The 15593-nt window shown below is 70.2% G+C and carries 17 protein-coding genes; 9 read left to right on the forward strand and 8 right to left on the reverse strand.

Annotated elements, in window-relative coordinates:
- From E4V99_RS09160 to E4V99_RS09175, 4 genes are all read right to left on the reverse strand, one after another.
- Positions 1-1317 (reverse strand): FtsX-like permease family protein, encoded by a 1317-nt coding sequence (locus tag E4V99_RS09160; RefSeq protein ID WP_135117013.1) that lies wholly within the window; start codon positions 1315-1317, stop codon positions 1-3.
- On the reverse strand, positions 1314-2009 hold the full coding sequence (locus E4V99_RS09165; RefSeq protein ID WP_135117014.1) for an ABC transporter ATP-binding protein: 696 nt from the start codon (positions 2007-2009) through the stop codon (positions 1314-1316). The genes E4V99_RS09160 and E4V99_RS09165 overlap by 4 nt, the downstream gene beginning before the upstream one ends.
- Before the next feature lie 114 nt (positions 2010-2123).
- Positions 2124-3359, reverse strand: a complete 1236-nt coding sequence (locus tag E4V99_RS09170) for an FAD-dependent monooxygenase (RefSeq protein WP_167758106.1) — start codon at positions 3357-3359, stop codon at positions 2124-2126.
- 42 nt (positions 3360-3401) lie between these two features.
- Positions 3402-4919, reverse strand: a complete 1518-nt coding sequence (locus E4V99_RS09175; protein ID WP_167758107.1) for an FAD-dependent oxidoreductase — start codon at positions 4917-4919, stop codon at positions 3402-3404.
- 174 nt (positions 4920-5093) lie between these two features.
- Between E4V99_RS09175 and E4V99_RS09180 the strand changes: the two genes are divergently transcribed.
- The 4 genes from E4V99_RS09180 (at position 5094) to E4V99_RS09195 (ending at position 8024) form a co-directional block, all read left to right on the forward strand.
- Positions 5094-5447: a hypothetical protein gene (locus E4V99_RS09180; protein WP_135117017.1), complete on the forward strand. Its 354-nt coding sequence runs from the start codon at positions 5094-5096 to the stop codon at positions 5445-5447.
- 76 nt (positions 5448-5523) lie between these two features.
- The gene (locus tag E4V99_RS09185; RefSeq protein ID WP_135117018.1) at positions 5524-6099 is read left to right on the forward strand and encodes a TetR/AcrR family transcriptional regulator; all 576 of its coding nucleotides are present in this window, start codon (positions 5524-5526) and stop codon (positions 6097-6099) included.
- 96 nt (positions 6100-6195) lie between these two features.
- Entirely contained in the window at positions 6196-7338 is a 1143-nt protein-coding gene (locus tag E4V99_RS09190; protein WP_135117019.1) for an ABC transporter permease, read from the forward strand.
- Positions 7335-8024 carry an ABC transporter ATP-binding protein gene (locus E4V99_RS09195; protein ID WP_135117020.1) on the forward strand — a complete coding sequence of 230 codons (690 nt, stop codon included), beginning with the start codon at positions 7335-7337 and terminating at the stop codon, positions 8022-8024. Before E4V99_RS09190 ends, E4V99_RS09195 begins: the two co-directional genes overlap by 4 nt.
- A 41-nt stretch (positions 8025-8065) precedes the next feature.
- On the opposite strand, the gene E4V99_RS09200 is transcribed toward E4V99_RS09195, so the two are convergent.
- From E4V99_RS09200 to E4V99_RS09215, 4 genes are all read right to left on the reverse strand, one after another.
- Positions 8066-9286, reverse strand: a complete 1221-nt coding sequence (locus E4V99_RS09200) for an epoxide hydrolase family protein (RefSeq protein WP_187270475.1) — start codon at positions 9284-9286, stop codon at positions 8066-8068.
- Between the two features lie 130 nt (positions 9287-9416).
- A complete protein-coding gene (locus E4V99_RS09205; protein WP_245233148.1) occupies positions 9417-10367 on the reverse strand; it encodes a LuxR family transcriptional regulator in 951 nt (316 codons plus the stop codon).
- On the reverse strand, positions 10354-10986 hold the full coding sequence (locus E4V99_RS09210) for an MEDS domain-containing protein (RefSeq protein WP_135117021.1): 633 nt from the start codon (positions 10984-10986) through the stop codon (positions 10354-10356). Before E4V99_RS09210 ends, E4V99_RS09205 begins: the two co-directional genes overlap by 14 nt.
- A gap of 192 nt (positions 10987-11178) precedes the next feature.
- Positions 11179-12123, reverse strand: a complete 945-nt coding sequence (locus E4V99_RS09215) for a redoxin family protein (RefSeq protein ID WP_167758108.1) — start codon at positions 12121-12123, stop codon at positions 11179-11181.
- A 264-nt stretch (positions 12124-12387) separates the two neighbouring features.
- On the opposite strand from E4V99_RS09215, the gene E4V99_RS09220 reads away from it, so the two are divergent.
- The 5 genes from E4V99_RS09220 to E4V99_RS09240 all read left to right on the forward strand — a co-directional run bounded on the left by E4V99_RS09220 (position 12388) and on the right by E4V99_RS09240 (position 15530).
- Entirely contained in the window at positions 12388-13308 is a 921-nt protein-coding gene (locus E4V99_RS09220) for an alpha/beta hydrolase (RefSeq protein ID WP_135117023.1), read from the forward strand.
- 125 nt (positions 13309-13433) lie between these two features.
- The gene (locus E4V99_RS09225) at positions 13434-13604 is read left to right on the forward strand and encodes a CsbD family protein (protein ID WP_135069030.1); all 171 of its coding nucleotides are present in this window, start codon (positions 13434-13436) and stop codon (positions 13602-13604) included.
- A gap of 210 nt (positions 13605-13814) precedes the next feature.
- Positions 13815-14564, forward strand: a complete 750-nt coding sequence (locus E4V99_RS09230; protein WP_135069027.1) for a hypothetical protein — start codon at positions 13815-13817, stop codon at positions 14562-14564.
- Entirely contained in the window at positions 14542-14955 is a 414-nt protein-coding gene (locus E4V99_RS09235) for a phage holin family protein (protein WP_135069023.1), read from the forward strand. The genes E4V99_RS09230 and E4V99_RS09235 overlap by 23 nt, the downstream gene beginning before the upstream one ends.
- Entirely contained in the window at positions 14952-15530 is a 579-nt protein-coding gene (locus tag E4V99_RS09240) for a DUF3618 domain-containing protein (RefSeq protein ID WP_135069020.1), read from the forward strand. Before E4V99_RS09235 ends, E4V99_RS09240 begins: the two co-directional genes overlap by 4 nt.
- The last annotated feature ends 63 nt before the right edge of the window (positions 15531-15593 follow it).

A 15593-nucleotide genomic window follows, 5' to 3' on the forward strand; every position in this document is an offset into this window, starting at 1 on the left:
TCAGCCGGCGGCGAAGGCGCGGCGCAGGACCGGCGCCGTTGCCCGCGTGCTCAGCCACACCACGACGATGCCGGCGGTGATGACGGTCGCGATCGTGATGAGCGACGCGGGGGCCGTGATGAGCGCGATGCCCAGCAGCGGGAAGATCAGCACGCCCGCGCACACGGCCGAGCCGATGGCGGTGATGAGGAGGGGACTCATGATCGCCCCGCGGCGGGCGTGCTCGACCGTCTCGACCGGCATGCCCAGGCGGTGGAGGCTGCGGTGCAGCTCCTGCCGGTCCAGGATCTCGGCGGCCTGGTTCACACCGACGGATGCCGCCACCATGAGGAACGAGGCGACCAGGGTGATGATCACGCCCGTGCGGATGTCAGCGGCGAGCTGGATGTCCTCGCGCGATCCGCTGCCCATGATCTCCAGGGCCGCCACGGCGCTGCCGGCGAAGACGGCGATGAAACTCGCCATCGCGATCCCGCTCACCTGCCGCCAGGCCGCCTTGGGCGACTCGAGCACCGTGCGTGCGGACAGCAGCTGATCCGGGCGATCCGCGCGGCGAAGCCGCCGGCGCGCCTGGATTCCGAGCACCCACGGACCGATGACGTTGAGCACGGCGAACGCGATCGCGAAGACGGCGGTGAGCACGATGATGGTCGGCAGCATGCTGGCGGCCGAGGGCACGAGCGAGATCAGCACGAACGCCGCGACGAGGGCGGCGACCGTGATAACCGCGCGCATCCAGTGCGGCTTCGTGACGACCGTGCGCGTGCGCACGCCGAGCGGGGAGATGACGACCTTACGCAGGCCGATGGCCGCGCTGCCCGCGGCCAGGAGCACGATGCCGACGAGGATCGCGAGGGTCGTGGGCACGGGTACGAAGACCGCTCCCGCGCCCAGGGCGGCGCCTCGGAAGGGGATGAGGCCCACCAGTGGCACGAGGAGGATGTGGAGCACGAGCCCGGCCAGGGCGCCGACGGCGGCGAGGAGGGCGGACTCGACCACCGTCGCCAGGACGACGCCGGCGGGGGTCACTCCCAGGAGACGGAGAGTGGACAGACGCTCGTCCCGGCGACGGGCCGAGAGTCGCGCGGCGGCACCCCCGAGGGTCAGGAGCGGCACGACCAGCAGGACCAGCGCGATGGCGGCGAGGGCGTGGTAGATCGGCGCCTCCGGGTCATCCCATCCCCAGAACGACTGTGCGCCGCCGATGACGGTGAGCACGAGTGCGCTCACGGTGGCGAACGCGATGAGCGGGAGGACCAGCACATCGTTCTGCCCGGGAGTCGGCCGCATCAACAGGGCCAGGACGCGCGGGTTCATGCCGAGGCCCCCGCCGTGATGAGGCGGCCGTCGCGCACGGAGATCGTGCGCGCGCACCGGGCGGCCACGTCGGCGTCATGCGTCACGACCACGAGCGTGCGCCCCTGCTGCGTCGTCGCCCACAGCAGCGCGTCCATGACCTCACCAGACGTGCGCGAATCCAGCGCCCCCGTGGGCTCGTCGGCGAACACGACCTCTGCGCCGGTCACCTGGGCGCGTGCGATGGCGACCCGCTGCGCCTGCCCGCCGGAGAGTTCGCCGATGCGCCGGTCCTCCATGCCGCCCAGGCCCAGGGCGGCGAGCCAGGATGCGGCGCGCTCGGTCGATTCGGCCCGCCCGACCCCCGTGATCATGAGAGCCAGCGCGACGTTCTCCACCGCGGTGAGTTCGGGCATCAGCAGCCCCTGCTGGAAGACGAAGCCGAAGTTGTCACGGCGCAGCTTCGAGCGTCCGGTCTCGCCGAGGGTGGTGACCTGCACGGCGGCGCCGGTTGCGGGGGTGAACGTCACCTCGCCCTGATCCGGGGTGGTGATGCCGGCGAGGACGTGCAGAAGGGTGGTCTTGCCCGAGCCGGACGCTCCCATCACGGCGACGGATTCTCCGCGGCGGATGGTGAGGTCGACTCCGGCCAGGGCGGTGGTGGATCCGAAGGTCTTGACGAGTCGGGTGGCCTGTAGCACTGAGGAGGTCATGCTTACAGCCTCGTCAGCGGTGGCGCCCGCGTCGTCGCTCGCAGGAATGAGGTCTGCCGCCGGGGGTCATCCTGGAGGCTGACGCCCGCATCCGCCGGCGCCGTGCAATCCCGGTCAGGTCTTCTGCGGCATCTCGTCCGCCAGGGGGAGCGCCGCCATCGCCCGGAGGCCCTCGGCGGCGGGCCGGGGAAGCAGGGGGATCGCCTGCCGGAGGCGCCGGGGGAGGCGGGGGAACGCGCGGGCGACCTGCGTCCCGAGGGCGAGCTCGACTCGCGAGCGGGGGATGAGCGAGGCCACCAGCGCCGGCCCGATGGCGCGCGTCTTCGGGATGACTTCGCGCAGCGCCCGGGCGTACCGCTCGTACGCGACGCGGTGGTCGCCGTCGGCCGCCGCGAGCTCCCGGGCGAGGATGTAGGCGGCGGTGGTGGCCAGGCTGGTCCCACCGCCGACGCCGGAGCCGGGCGCATACCCGGCGTCGCCGACGAGCGCGATGCGGCCCCGCGTGTACGCATCCATCCGGATCTGGCTGATCGAGTCGAAGTAGAGGGTGTCGCTGCGACTGACGTAGTCGAGCAGTCTCGGCACCTCCCACCCGCTCGTGGCGTAGGCCGCACGCAGCAGGCGCTTCTGCCGGCTCATGTCCCGGTGGTCTCCGTCGAACTCCTCCGCGCGGCGGAACATGAAGACGGCGCGCACGTCGCCGGTCTGTCGCACCGGGTACATCACGACGGTGCGGTCCACGTCGCGATAGTTGAGGATGCGCCCCTCCAACCCGAGGAAGTCGGGGACGGAGCAGATGGCGATGTACCCCCCGAGGTAGCGGCGGAACTGCGATTCGTCCCCGAATGCCAGTCGCCGCACGCGCGAGTGCAGGCCGTCGGCGCCGACCACCAGGTCGAACCGGCGTCGCGACCCGGACTCGAAAGTCGCGGTGACGCCGTCGGGGCCTTCCTCGATCGCGGCGATCGAGTCGCCGAGGATGTACTCGGCGTTCGGGCCGGCCGCGTCGTTGAGCAGCCACGTCAGGTCATCGCGCGGGATCTCCACCGATCGCTCGGTGAGGGGGGTGGTGAGGTCTCCGACCTGCATGTGCACGGGCGGCTTGCCGGGGCGGATCAGCGACGCCGCGGTGTTGCCGGTCCGTGCCGCCGCGATCCTGGGCAGGATCCCCATCCGCTCCACGACGTCCACCGCCGAGCCCCACAGGTCGACCGCGTGCCCGCCGGACCGGCGGATCGACGTCAACCGTTCGACCACGGTGGGGGCGAATCCGTGGTGGGCGAGCCAGTAGGCCAGCACCGGTCCGGCCACCCCCGCTCCCGAGATCAGCACGGTCGTGTCACCGGGCATGGGCATGCTCCTTTCGCATCGGTTCCGCCGAACGGACGTCCTTCACCGCATGCCCCGGCTGCTCTCGGCGACGATCCGGGCGCGCGATGTCACATACCGACGGATCTCCTCCGCCCCGCCGCGCGCGGCGATGTAGCCGTCGGGGCGCACGAGCACGAAGGTGGGGTCGGTGATGCCGTACGCCGCGGAGGCCTGCGATGCATCCGGCACCCGCACGACCGCCGCGGAGCCGGGGAGGGCGAGGCCGGTCGTGGCTGCCGTGTCGGTCCCGAACTCCAGCAGGGTGAAGCCGACCGGGTCGAGCAGCTCGTGGAGGCGGCGGCCGCCCGCATCCGCATCCGGTGCGCGATCTCCGACGGCCGCGCGGCCGGCCGGTGCGGCGCCCCGGGCGTCGTGGTAGGAGACGTCGAGCTGGGAGACGGCACGCGTGAGGGCGCGCTGCGTGTGGGGACGGCCGAGGATCCTGGGCGCGACGGTGCGTCGGGCGGCCAGCGCGATCGGATTGCGCAGCAGTGTCATCCGCGTCACGGCCCGAGTGCCCTTCACCAGGCGGGCCGCGACGGGGGCGCGCTCGGCCTCGTAGCTGTCCAGCAGCCCGGCGTGCGCGTCTGCGTGGATGACGTCGGCGAGCTTCCACGCCAGGTTGACCGCGTCCTGGATGCCGGTGTTCATGCCCTGCGCACCGATCACGGAGTGGATGTGCGCCGCATCGCCCGCGAGGAACACGCGGCCCGCGCGGTGCGCGGCGGCGCGGCGCTGATTGATGCGGAACCGACCGGACTCCCGCACCTCCACGATCTGGGGGCGACCTGGCACGATCGTGTCCACGGCGGCCTGCAGATCCTCGGTGGGGACGCTGCCGCGCTCCCATCCCTCCTCGCCGGCGGGCCGGGCGATCGCGACGCGGTGCCAACCGCCGAGCATGGGGAAGAACGCGGCGAACCGTCCTCGGTTCAGGAAGGCGAAGAACTCCGTCGGCGGCCGGTCCCAGTCCACACGGAGATCGGCGACGGCGAAGTGCTCGTCGAACGCGCTGCCGAGGAATCCGACGCCCAGCAGCGAGCGGACGGTGCTGTGCGCACCGTCGGCGCCGATGATCCACGGGTAGGTCCGGGCGTCGGCGGGGTGCTCGCCGTAGGTGACCGTGGCGGTGACGCCATCGATGCTCGGCGTCAGAGCGGTCAACTCCACCTCGCGCTCGACCGTCACCCCGAACCGCGCGAGGGCGCCCATGAGGACGTCTTCGACCTCGTTCTGCGGCACCATCAACAGGAAGGGATACTGCGTCGGCAGTCCGCTGAAATCCGCACGGAGGATGCGGCGGCCCTCGCTGAAGACGTTGAAGCGGTCGGCCCGGAGCCCACGTGCGAGGAGCTCGTCCGTGACGCCGGTCCGGGCGAACAGCTCCAGCGTGCGGGCCTGCACCCCCAGCGCTCGTGTCTGGGTGTTGGGAGTCGCCGCCCGGTCGATGATCCGGACGCCGATGCCGCGGCGCGCCAGTTCCAGGGCGGTCGTGAGTCCCGTGGGGCCGGCGCCCACGACCAAGACCTCCGGATCCATCCGGGTCTCCTCTCGCGCACGGGTGTGCTTTCGGATGCCGCGACCGTAGCCGACGGTTCGCTCCGCCGCACCCCCTGCGGACTGCCATCCTGCGTCGCGACGGTGCCGAACAGAACCGCGTCGTGATCCGCCGCCTGGCGAATTAGCCGACAGCATGTCGGTAAGCTGGAACGTATGGAGATCCTCAAGAACGTCGTCCTGGCCCTGCACATCATCGGTGTCGCCGCTCTGCTCGGCGGTGTGCTGTACCAGATCGCCGCGATGCGCCAGGGCAAGGCCCGCGTGCTGCCCGCGATGATGCACGGCGCGTGGACCATGCTCGTCACCGGCGTTCTGCTGGTGGGTTTGCAGTACCCCCTGGGCAACGAGGTGAACAACGTCAAGATCAGCGTGAAGCTCGTCGTCCTGGTGGCGATCATCGTGATCGCCCTGATCCACCGCAAGCGCGAGGCCGTCGCCACGTGGGTGCTGCCGGCGATCGGCGGGCTCACCGTGCTCAACGTCGTTCTGGCCACCGTCTGGAAGTAGACCGTGCGCGCGCCGCGCGGCATCCTCGATTCTCGCACTCGGAGCGGCGGGGCCGCGCGGCGAGCATAATTGCGTGATGCCGAAGATCTCCGCACCCACCGTCGCCGAGCACCGTGCAGCGCAGCGCGCGGCCCTCGTCCGTGCCGGGGAGGCACTCCTGGCCGAGTCCGGGCTCGCGGGCGTATCGCCGCGCAGTGTGTGCGAGCGTGCGGGGATGTCGCGGTCGAGCTTCTACGACTACTTCCCCTCGCTGGACGATCTGCTCGTCGCGATCGCGATCGACGCGATCGAGCGGTGGGATGCGGAGATCGACGAAGCGCTGGTGGGGGTCGAGCCGGGTCTGGACGAACTCCGCGCTTTCGTGGACGCCACGATGGCCATGACCGCGGATGGCAAGCACGCCATCGCGGGCGCGCTGCGGGATGCGAATCTCAGCCCGAGCCGGTTCGACGATCTCATGGCCCTGCACGATGCCCTCATGCGACCGCTGGTCCGCGTGCTGGACCATCTCGATGTGCCGAACCCGCCTTCTGCGGCCGTGCTCGCCCAGGGAGTGCTCGGTGCGGGGATCCAGTTGATCTCGCGTGGCACCGATCACCGTGAGGTGGCGCGCGACGTCTTCGGTCTCCTCGCCCGGGGGCTCACCGGCTGACCCGGCGTCCGGCGATTTGGCCGTGAGAGATTTTGGTGACAGACTGTCGGTATGATTCCGACAGTCAGTCGGTAAACCTCTGACGGAAAAGATCTCATGTTCCTCGCTCTACGCGAACTGCGGTTCGCTCGCGGTCGCTTCGCCCTCATGGGCATCGTGATCGCTCTCATCTCCGTCCTCGTCGTCCTCCTCTCCGGACTCTCCTCCGGCCTCGTGAACGACGGCGTCTCCGGCCTGAAGGCCATGCCCGCCACTGCTTTCGCCTTCGATGAGGGCACCATGAAAGACAACGCGTTCAGTCGATCGGTCGTCGACGACGAACAGCTGTCGGTCTGGCAGGACGCGGACGGCATCGCCGAGGCCGAGCCGATGGGCGTCAACATCGTCAACGGCGTGACCGATGACGACACTCAGATCGATCTCACCCTCTTCGGTGTTGAACCCCGGGGCTTCCTGTCTCCGCCGGTCTCGGCCGGCGATCAACTCGGCCGGGTCGACGGCATCATCGTGTCGGAGCCCCTCCGCGAGGAGGGTCTCGACATCGGGACCGTGGTCACCCTGGACCGGCTGGACGTCGAACTGACCGTCGTCGGTTTCACCGAGGGGCAGGCGACCTTCGGTCACGTCGACGTCGCCTACCTGCCGATCGACACGTGGCGCCTCATGGCCGCGGGGATGGCGGAGCCCGGCGCCCCGACCGCTGCGCAACTCGACGCGCTCGACTTCCCGTTCGCCAGTGTCGTGGCCCTGCTCGCCCAGGACGATGTCGCGCCCGATTTCGCCGGCATCGATGAGACGGCCGCCACCACGACGATGACCCTCACGGAGTCGTTCAACGCGTCGCCGGGGTACGAAGCCGAGACACTCACCCTCAGCATGATCCAGGTCTTCCTCTACGCGATCTGCGCCCTGGTCGTCGGTGCGTTCTTCACGGTCTGGACCATCCAGCGCAGCCACGACCTCGCCGTACTGCGGGCCACGGGGGCATCCAGCGGCTATCTCCTGCGCGACAGCCTCGTGCAGGCCGCCATCCTTCTGGTCGGCTTCACGGCGCTCGGGGTCGCGGCGGGAGTCGGGATGGGCGCGGCGATGCCGGACGCCATGCCCTTCGACCTCGAAGTCGCACCCATCGCCGTCGCCTCCGCACTCACCATCGGCCTCGGCCTGTTGGGCGCGGCGATCGCCGTGCTCCGCATCACCCGAATCGACCCGCTTCGCGCCCTGGGAGGTCAGCGATGAATTCCGCCACCACACCCGCCCTGGATGTCTCGGGCGCAGTCCTCGAACTCGGCGACGGCGATTCCCGCGTGCGCGCCCTGGACGACGTGTCGTTCACCATCATGCCCGGCGAGTTCGTCGCCATCGTCGGCCCCTCCGGATCGGGGAAGTCGTCGCTGCTCGCCGTCGCCGGCGCGCTGGCACGGCCCGACCGGGGTGTCGTCCGCGTGCACGGCACCGAGCTCGGGACTCTCTCCAAGAGCGCCGCCACCCGCTTCCGCCTTCGCAACATCGGCTTCGTCTTCCAGTCGGGGAACCTCCTGCCCTCCCTCACGGCAGCCGACCAGCTGCGCCTCGCCGGGCGGCTCGCCGGCAACCGGAAGGTCGATCCGGCCGGGCTGCTTTCCTCGGTGGGGATGGCGCACCGCGCCGGGCATCGTCCCGGTCAGCTCTCCGGTGGCGAGCGTCAGCGCGTGGGTATCGCCCGGGCTCTGGTGAACGACCCCTCGCTGCTCCTCGTCGACGAGCCCACGGCGGCGCTCGACCGCCGCCGCAGCCACGAAGTGGTCGAGCTGCTGGCCGACCGCGCGCACGCCTCCGATGTCGCCGTCGTCATGGTCACGCACGACCGCGACGTTCTGGAGCACTGCGACCGCGTGCTGGAGATGGTGGACGGGCGGCTCGGCGTGCCTGTCACGGCCGGCTAGTCGTCACCGATTCCTGAGCCGCCGCGTCCACACGCGGCGGCTCAGCGCAGTGATCTGAACGCGTCACGCATCTCCTGGGCGAACAGCGCGGGCTGCTCCCATGCCGCGAAGTGCCCTCCGCGATCCAGCCGGTTGTAGTGGATGAGGTTCGGATACGCCTGTTCGGTCCAGCTGCGCGGGGCGGCATAGATCTCATCCGGGAACACGCTCACCGCGACCGGCAGTGTGACGCCCTTGGGAGCGAAGAACGCCAGCTTGCTCTCCCAGTACAGCCGTGCGGATGACACGGCGGTCTCGGTGAGCCAGTAGAGCGTGATGTTGTCCAGGACGTCGTCGCGGGTCAGGCCTTCCGACTGGCCGGCGAAGACCCGGGCGATCAGGTCGTAGCTGCGAGCGTCGTGATCGAGCATCCATGCGGCAAGGCCCACGGGCGAGTCGGCGATCCCGTACAGCGTCTGCGGCCGGTTGGCCATCTCCTGCGCGTAGCCGAGGCCGTGTGCGTAGAAGAACGACAGCTGATCCCAGGCGGTCCGCTCGTCCTCCGACAGTCCCGCGGGCATGTCCGCTCCGCTCGCGAGGGCGTCGGCGATGGCGGCGGGGATCGTGGCGGGCATGTTCGTGTGGATCCCGATCAGCCCCTCGGGCTGCAGAAGCGCCATCTGCTCCGTCACGGCATTGCCCCAGTCGCCCCCCTGCGCGACATATCGGTCATAGCCCAGACGCCGCATGAGTTCGATCCATGCCCGCGCGATGCGGATGGGGTCCCAGCCGGTCTCCCGCGGCTTGCCGGAGAACCCGTGTCCGGGCAGCGACGGGATGACCAGGTCGAAGGCGTCGGATGCCGCCGCCTCGTGCGCCGTCGGATCGGTGAGCGGGCCGATGATCTTCATCTGCTCGATGATGGAGCCCGGCCACCCGTGCGTGACGATCATCGGGAGCGCGCCGGGCGAGGACGATCGCACGTGGATGAAGTGGATGTCCAGACCGTCGATGCTCGTGGTGAACTGCGGCAGCGCGTTCAGGCGCGCTTGCACGTCACGCCAGTCGTGCTCGTCCTCCCAGTACTCCGCGAGCGCTTTCACGACGTCCAACTGCACGCCCTGCGAGGCGTCGACCACGGTCTCGCGCTCGGGCCATCGCGTGTCATGGATGCGGCGGCGCAGGTTGTGCAGTTCTCGACGGGGCGCGTCGAACCGGAAGGGACGGATGGCGTGGTTCTCACCGGTGGTCTCGACCGCGGATGCGGCTTCTGTCATGGTCATGGGACGGGTCCTTTCGATGCTGCGGCGTCGTGGATGACGTCGTGATCGACGATTCCGCACCGTCGGCCGTACCTCGTCCGGAGGACTCCCCAACCTGTGGGGCCGCTCCGGCGGTGTGGGGGAGAACCCCTCAACCGTGGGCGGCGTCCCCCTCCGCCGACGGGGGAGCGGGATGGCGCAGGGCGAACGCCGTCGCCTCGCTGCGCCTGGCGACCCCGATCTTCCGGTAGAGGCTCGTGATGTGCCGCTCCACGGTGCGGTCGCTCAGCCACAGCACGCCCGCGATCTCCTTGTTGCTCAGGCCCTGCGCGAGCAGGCCGAGCACTTCCGCCTCGCGCCGGGTGAGCGCGGCCGGCGGCTGCACGATCGCGGCGTTCCGGTCCGCGGCGACCTCCTCCGCCGTGATGTCGGCGGTCTTGCGAGGTGGCGTGGACTCCGTCCGCGAGAGTTCGTGCAGCGCGTCCCGCATCCGGTGCGACAGAGACGCCAGGGCGGGTTCGATGTCGTGGGTCAGTGAGTGCACGAGCGCGTCCCGGCGCTGAAGCGCCGTCTCCGCGGCACGCCGGGCGCGCTGTTCGAGTGCGAGTCGCCGGGCGGTGTGGAAGGCGATCACGGCCTGTCCGACCGCCACCCGCAGCACGTGCGTTTCGGCGGGCGTGGGGAAATCGGGTCGATCGGAGGAGACCAGGACGACCGCGCTCTCCCAGGGCAGCGTGAGGGGCACTCGCGTGACGCGGAGGATCGCGCCGCGCACCTCGACGGCCGTCGTCGTGATTCCCGCTGCCGCTGCCGCCTGCGATTCGTGCGCGGCGGTGAACTCGGGCGCGATCTGCGGGTCCTCAGGGCGCCAGGCGATGACGGGCGCGTCCGCTCCCGCTCCGTCGAACCGCACGAAGGCTGCGCGCACGTCCAGCATGCCGGTGAGAACGCTCAGCAGACCGGCGCCGATCTCGGCGGGCGTCTGGTCCATCCACATCGCGGGAAGCGCGAACAGTGCCGCCATATCGCGCAGCCATCTGCGCGAGTCGCGGCCGTCCGGGGACCCGGCGCCGCCGCGTCCGGTCGCCTCAGCGGTCGGCACGCGCGCCTCGTTCCTGCAGGAACTCCGACGGCGCGACGAAGTACGGGTTCTCCTGCAGGACGCCGCCCAGGAGCACCATGGGGTGCGTCCGCAGGATGTCCACGATGAAGGCGCCGTCGAACTTCGCGGTGTCGTACGTGCAGATGACGACGTTGCGATGGTGGGCGTGGATGAAATTGGCTTTGGCCTCGAACTCAATGAGGCTTTCGGCGATGTCGGGCCGACCGACCGCCCACCCCATGTCTGCCCACATCCGCACCGGTGGGGATGGTGTCCCGGCGAGGAGCCTGCGGAGCAGTTCGAGCGTCGCCTGCTGGTCGAATCGGCCTCCGCGGAGGTAGGTCTCCGCCCAGGTCCGCACCTCGCATCGATGGCGGGCAAGCAGGTCGGCGGTGTCGAAGCCGAGGTGGCGCAGACGCCTGATGGGCTCGCCTGCCCGAGTGGCGTCCACGAGGAAGAGCAGCCGGTCGTCCGCCTCCACGCTCTGGGCGAGGAACGGGTCGAGCACGACACTCTCCTCGTCCTCGGAGTTGATGAAGGCGCAGACGTGCCGGTATCTGTCCAGCACTCCGCCGGCGAAGGTGACGGGCGGCGCGTCGCCGCTGGGGGGTGTGTTCATCGATCGCTCGATCCGCCGTGGTGGACCCGTGATGGGGAGGAGCCTCGCGCCGGGTCGAACACTCCTGCGGGACGGAGGTCCGGGCGAGATCGTGGTCCGCTGTCGGGACAGTAACGCACGCCTCCGCCCGGCACAACGGCGCCTGCCGCCGCCCATCGCGGCCGCGATCCCGATGCCGGGAAGCGGGAGCGCTCACCCGAATGTGACGCAGTAACCGTGGGCGCCGGGGCCGGAGAACTCGATCTCGAAGAGACGGTCTCCGGGAGCATCCGCGCGGCGGATCAGTTGATAGGTGCCCGGCCGGGCCAACTCGCCCCGGCCGTCCGGACCGAGATCGGTGCCGGCATCCTCGCCGGGGGCTCTGCCGTCCAGCAGAACCCGGAACGGGATCGGCCCGTCGCCGCCCGCGCGCATCACCAGGTTCACGTCACGGGCGCCGAAGCGCATCGCCAGGCGGCCGGCCCGCCCATCCAGCCGCACCCACTCGGCCGACACCGTCCAGTCTCCGTCGAGTCCCCACGCGTTCAGGGGAAGGCGGTCGGGGATCTCGAAGCGGCCGGTCCGACCGAAGGAGGCCACCCCCTCCGAGACGAAACCGGTGCTGCGGTCGAAGCCGAGGTAGGTCTCCGGCGACCGCAGTGTCCGCCAGTCAGCGGCGACTTCGAGCCCTTGCGGCGCCACCTCCACCAGGTCGGCGCCGATCTCCCCTCCCGCATCGGTCAGGAGTCGCTGAATCACCATCTCCGTGGCTGCGTACTCGCCTTCTCCGAAGCGGTGGTACCGGATGCGTCCGGTGGCGTCGGCGACGTAGACGGCGGGCCAGTAGTGGTTGGCGAACTCCTCCCAGACCCCGTAGCGCGCGTCCAGCAGTACCGGATACTCGACGCCCAGACGCCGGCATTCGGCCGCGACGTTGCCAGGGTCGTGCTCGAAGTCGAACTCCGGCGTGTGAACGCCGACCACTGTGAGACCCGCGTCGCGGTACTTCTCCTCCCATGCGCGCAGGTACGGGAAGGTGCGGAGCCAGTTCACGCACGTGAACGTCCAGAAGTCCACCAGGACCACCCGCCCCTGCAGGGTGGCAGGAGACAACGGGCCAGAGCCGAGCCAGCCGGTGCCGCGCTCGAACGAGGGCAACCGTGCTGGACCCTGATCCGGTGGTGGCGCCTGCTCCGGTCGTGGTGCGCTCGCGCGAGTGGACATCGTGGCCTCCTGCATCGAATGTCGGCGCGTGGATGCGGGGTGTCAACGGTGGAGCGCGCAGTTGGGGGATTGTCCGCATCCGCCCGCCACCGCGCGGGGGAGTTGGGCGTTTCCACCGACGCCATCGGCTTCCGCACCGCGCACGGTGGGTGTCAGCGGATGCCGCAAGGGCGCCCGCCCTGATGACGGGAGCCGACCATGGACGTCGATTGGGGCCAGTTGCGTCATGTCGATGCCGGTCCGCTGCGCATCGAATTCGTCGAGGCCGGCCCCGCGAGCGGCCCGGCGGTGCTCCTGCTGCACGGATGGCCGTACGACATTCACAGCTTCGCCGAGGTGGCCCCGCAGCTGGCCGCGGCGGGTCACCGCGTCGTCGTCCCGTTCCTGCGCGGGTTCGGCGGCACGCGGTTTCGTTCGGAGGAGACCGTCCGCAACGGTCAGCAGTCGGTCGTCGCCCTCGACGCGATCGGTCTGCTGGATGCTCTCGGGATCGACACGGCCATCGTGGCGGGCTTCGACTGGGGGGCGCGCACCGCGGTGATCCTCGCCGCGCTGTGGCCCGAGCGGTGTGCCGGACTGGTGTCCGTCAGCGGCTACATCGTGGTCGACCTCGAAGCCAATCAGCAGCCGCTCCCCCCGCAGGCCGAGCTCGGATGGTGGTACCAGTACTACTTCGCCACCGAACGCGGGAGGCGCGGGTACGAACGGCACCGCCGGGAGTTCGCGCGACTGATCTGGCGGCAAGCGTCCCCGTTGTGGGCCTTCGACGACGACACGTTCGCCCGCACGGCCGCTTCGTTCGAGAATCCGGATCACGTCGACATCGTCATCCACAACTACCGGTGGCGTCTGGGCTTGGCGCAGGGGGAAGCACAGTACGACGCGGTGGAGGCGAGGCTGTCCGCCCGGCCGCAGATCCCCGTGCCGGCGATCACGATCAGCAGCGACTTCGACGGTGCTGCCGCCGACGGGCGGGCCTACGCCGACCGTTTCACCGGCGCGTACCGGCACCGGATGCTCCCGGGCGTGGGGCACAACGTGCCGCAGGAGGCTCCGCGGCCGTTCGCCGCTGCCATCGCCGAGGTCGCTTCCTGGGCGCGCGGAGACGGCCTCGGATGAGGGGTGGGCAGCGCCCGATAACCCCATTCGCGCGAGAATTCCAGCCCCCCTCCGCACGCAGGAGCGCGCCGTATTCTCGCGGCAGGAGGCCACGGCCTCGACGATCGAGATGGAAGGAGCCCACCATGGGACTCGACGACAAGATCAAGAATGCTGCCGAAGACCTCTCCGGTAAGGCCAAGGAGGGCACCGGGAAGGCGACCGACGACGAGAAGCTGGAAGCGGAGGGCAAGGGCGATCAGACTCGCGCGAGCCTGAAGAAGGCCGGCGAGAACGTCAAGGACGCCTTCAAGTAAATCGTCACGCCGACCGGGATGTGATCCGGTCGTACAGCGCCCCGGCGCCGGCACTCTCCGGCCGCCGGGGCGCTCGTCGTGCGTCGGAGGCTTGCGCCCCGTTCGCTGTATGCACGCCGGAGAGGCCACGTCAACCCGCGCGACAAGAGAGTGCTTCCCCCGTAGACCGGTAAGCCAGCCCGATCCCCCGATCGGAAGTGAGAGGAAGACATGTCGAATATGTATGGAGGAGAGCCTGCCGTCACGTCGACCGCCGAGCCTCAGTCGGGCAAGGTGGACACGGCCAAGAGCGAAGCGGGCGAGGTCGCCGGGTCGGCCAAGGCAGAAGCCGGTCACGTCGTCGAGACGGCCAAGTCGGAGGCGGCGTCCGTCGCCGGCGAGGCGAAGACCCAGGTCAAGGACCTGTATGCGCAGACCCAGCGCGAGCTGAGGGACCAGGCTGCCACGCAGCAGCAGCGCGTGGCCGAGGGGCTGCGGTCAGTGGGTGACGAACTGGGTGCGATGGCGCAGCGTTCCGAGAACCCGGGCGTCGCCACCGACATCGTGTCGCAGGTCTCCACGCGCCTCGACGGCGTCGCATCCTGGATCGCGGATCGTGACCCAGGCTCGCTGCTGGACGAGGTGAAGAGCTACGCGCGCCGCAAGCCCGGTACCTTCATCGCCGTCGCCGCCCTCGCAGGTCTGGCCGCGGGACGCCTCACGCGTGCGCTCGCCGACCAGGCCTCGGATGAGAAGAGCAGCGCCCCGCAGCAGCCCCAGTCTCAGGGGGCCCGGGTGGACGCGGCACCGGCCGCGACCATCGGAGCGGAGAACGTCACCACCGTCCCGCCGGTCATCGGCGGAGCCACTCCCGGCGCGGGCGTCCCCGCCGGAACCCCGGTCTATGACCAGGTCCGCGCAGCCGGCGACGGTCCCGGTGACGGCGGAGGGAGCACGGATGTCCGATCCGACACCCTCTGAGCAGAAGGCCGCGACCACCTCGCTCGGCGAACTGCTCGGGGAGGTCACGAGCGACCTGTCGACGCTCATGCGTCAGGAGCTCGAGCTGGCGAAGGCCGAGCTCCGGCAGTCCGCGACCCGCGCCGGGAAGGGCGCCGGGATGCTCGGGGGCGCAGCCTACGCAGCCATGATGGCGATCTTCTTCCTGTCGGTCGCACTGTGGTGGGCGCTGGCCTACCTGGTGGGATTCGGCTGGTCGGCCGTGATCGTCGCGGTTCTGTGGGGCGTCATCGGCCTCGTGCTGTACCTGAGCGGACGCTCTCAACTGAAGAAGGCCGAGGGTGCGCCGCAAACCGTGGACACGCTCAAGCGCATCCCTGACGCCGTGAAGAGAAATGAGGAGAACCGATGAGTGATTCACCGGAAGCAATCCGCGCCAACATCGACCGCACGCGTGAGGAGCTGGGCCTTGACGTCGACGCTCTCGCCGACAAGGTCACCCCGTCCAAGATCGCCCAGCGGCAGACCGACAAGATCAAGGGAAGGTTCGGATCGTTGCGTGACCGCGTGATGGGTGCAGCCGACGACGCCGGCTCCTCTGTGCAGGGTGCGGGCTCCAGCGCGATGTCGAGTGTGTCCGACGCGGGCCAGACCGTGGTGTCCAAGGCGCAGGGCAACCCCCTCGCCGTCGGGCTGGTCGCCTTCGGCGTGGGCCTGGTTGCGGCATCCCTCATCCCTGCTTCGCAGAGGGAGAAGGACGCAGCCGGAACGATCAAGGAGCAGGCGCAGCCGCTCGTGGATCAGGCGTCGGGCGCCGTGAAGGAGATGGGCGAGCACCTGAAGGAGCCCGCTCAGGAGGCCGCCGCCGCCGTGAAGGACTCTGCGACGTCAGCCGCCTCGACGGTCAAGGAGGAGGCGACCTCCTCCGCTGACACCGTCACCGAGCGCGCCCGCGAGGCCCGGGACACCGTCCGCGACGGAAGCTGATCTGATCGGCCAGGGGATGCGGCGGGCGCACCGCCGCATCCCCTTTCTGCGCCCGTGGCGAGG

Source organism: Microbacterium sp. dk485, assembly GCF_004570445.1.
In the GTDB taxonomy this organism is placed as follows: domain Bacteria; phylum Actinomycetota; class Actinomycetes; order Actinomycetales; family Microbacteriaceae; genus Microbacterium; species Microbacterium wangchenii.

What these genes read in the sequence shown, in the direction of transcription:
- E4V99_RS09180 (WP_135117017.1), top strand. Translation starts at nt 5,094, where the DNA reads ATGGAGATCCTCAAGAACGTCGTCCTGGCCCTGCACATCATCGGTGTC.
- E4V99_RS09190 (WP_135117019.1), top strand. Translation starts at nt 6,196, where the DNA reads ATGTTCCTCGCTCTACGCGAACTGCGGTTCGCTCGCGGTCGCTTCGCC.
- E4V99_RS09240 (WP_135069020.1), top strand. Translation starts at nt 14,952, where the DNA reads ATGAGTGATTCACCGGAAGCAATCCGCGCCAACATCGACCGCACGCGT.
- E4V99_RS09225 (WP_135069030.1), top strand. Translation starts at nt 13,434, where the DNA reads ATGGGACTCGACGACAAGATCAAGAATGCTGCCGAAGACCTCTCCGGT.
- E4V99_RS09170 (WP_167758106.1), bottom strand. Translation starts at nt 3,359, where the DNA reads ATGCCCGGTGACACGACCGTGCTGATCTCGGGAGCGGGGGTGGCCGGA.
- E4V99_RS09175 (WP_167758107.1), bottom strand. Translation starts at nt 4,919, where the DNA reads ATGGATCCGGAGGTCTTGGTCGTGGGCGCCGGCCCCACGGGACTCACG.
- E4V99_RS09185 (WP_135117018.1), top strand. Translation starts at nt 5,524, where the DNA reads ATGCCGAAGATCTCCGCACCCACCGTCGCCGAGCACCGTGCAGCGCAG.
- E4V99_RS09160 (WP_135117013.1), bottom strand. Translation starts at nt 1,317, where the DNA reads ATGAACCCGCGCGTCCTGGCCCTGTTGATGCGGCCGACTCCCGGGCAG.
- E4V99_RS09235 (WP_135069023.1), top strand. Translation starts at nt 14,542, where the DNA reads ATGTCCGATCCGACACCCTCTGAGCAGAAGGCCGCGACCACCTCGCTC.
- E4V99_RS09230 (WP_135069027.1), top strand. Translation starts at nt 13,815, where the DNA reads ATGTCGAATATGTATGGAGGAGAGCCTGCCGTCACGTCGACCGCCGAG.
- E4V99_RS09195 (WP_135117020.1), top strand. Translation starts at nt 7,335, where the DNA reads ATGAATTCCGCCACCACACCCGCCCTGGATGTCTCGGGCGCAGTCCTC.
- E4V99_RS09165 (WP_135117014.1), bottom strand. Translation starts at nt 2,009, where the DNA reads ATGACCTCCTCAGTGCTACAGGCCACCCGACTCGTCAAGACCTTCGGA.
- E4V99_RS09200 (WP_187270475.1), bottom strand. Translation starts at nt 9,286, where the DNA reads ATGACCATGACAGAAGCCGCATCCGCGGTCGAGACCACCGGTGAGAAC.
- E4V99_RS09210 (WP_135117021.1), bottom strand. Translation starts at nt 10,986, where the DNA reads ATGAACACACCCCCCAGCGGCGACGCGCCGCCCGTCACCTTCGCCGGC.
- E4V99_RS09220 (WP_135117023.1), top strand. Translation starts at nt 12,388, where the DNA reads ATGGACGTCGATTGGGGCCAGTTGCGTCATGTCGATGCCGGTCCGCTG.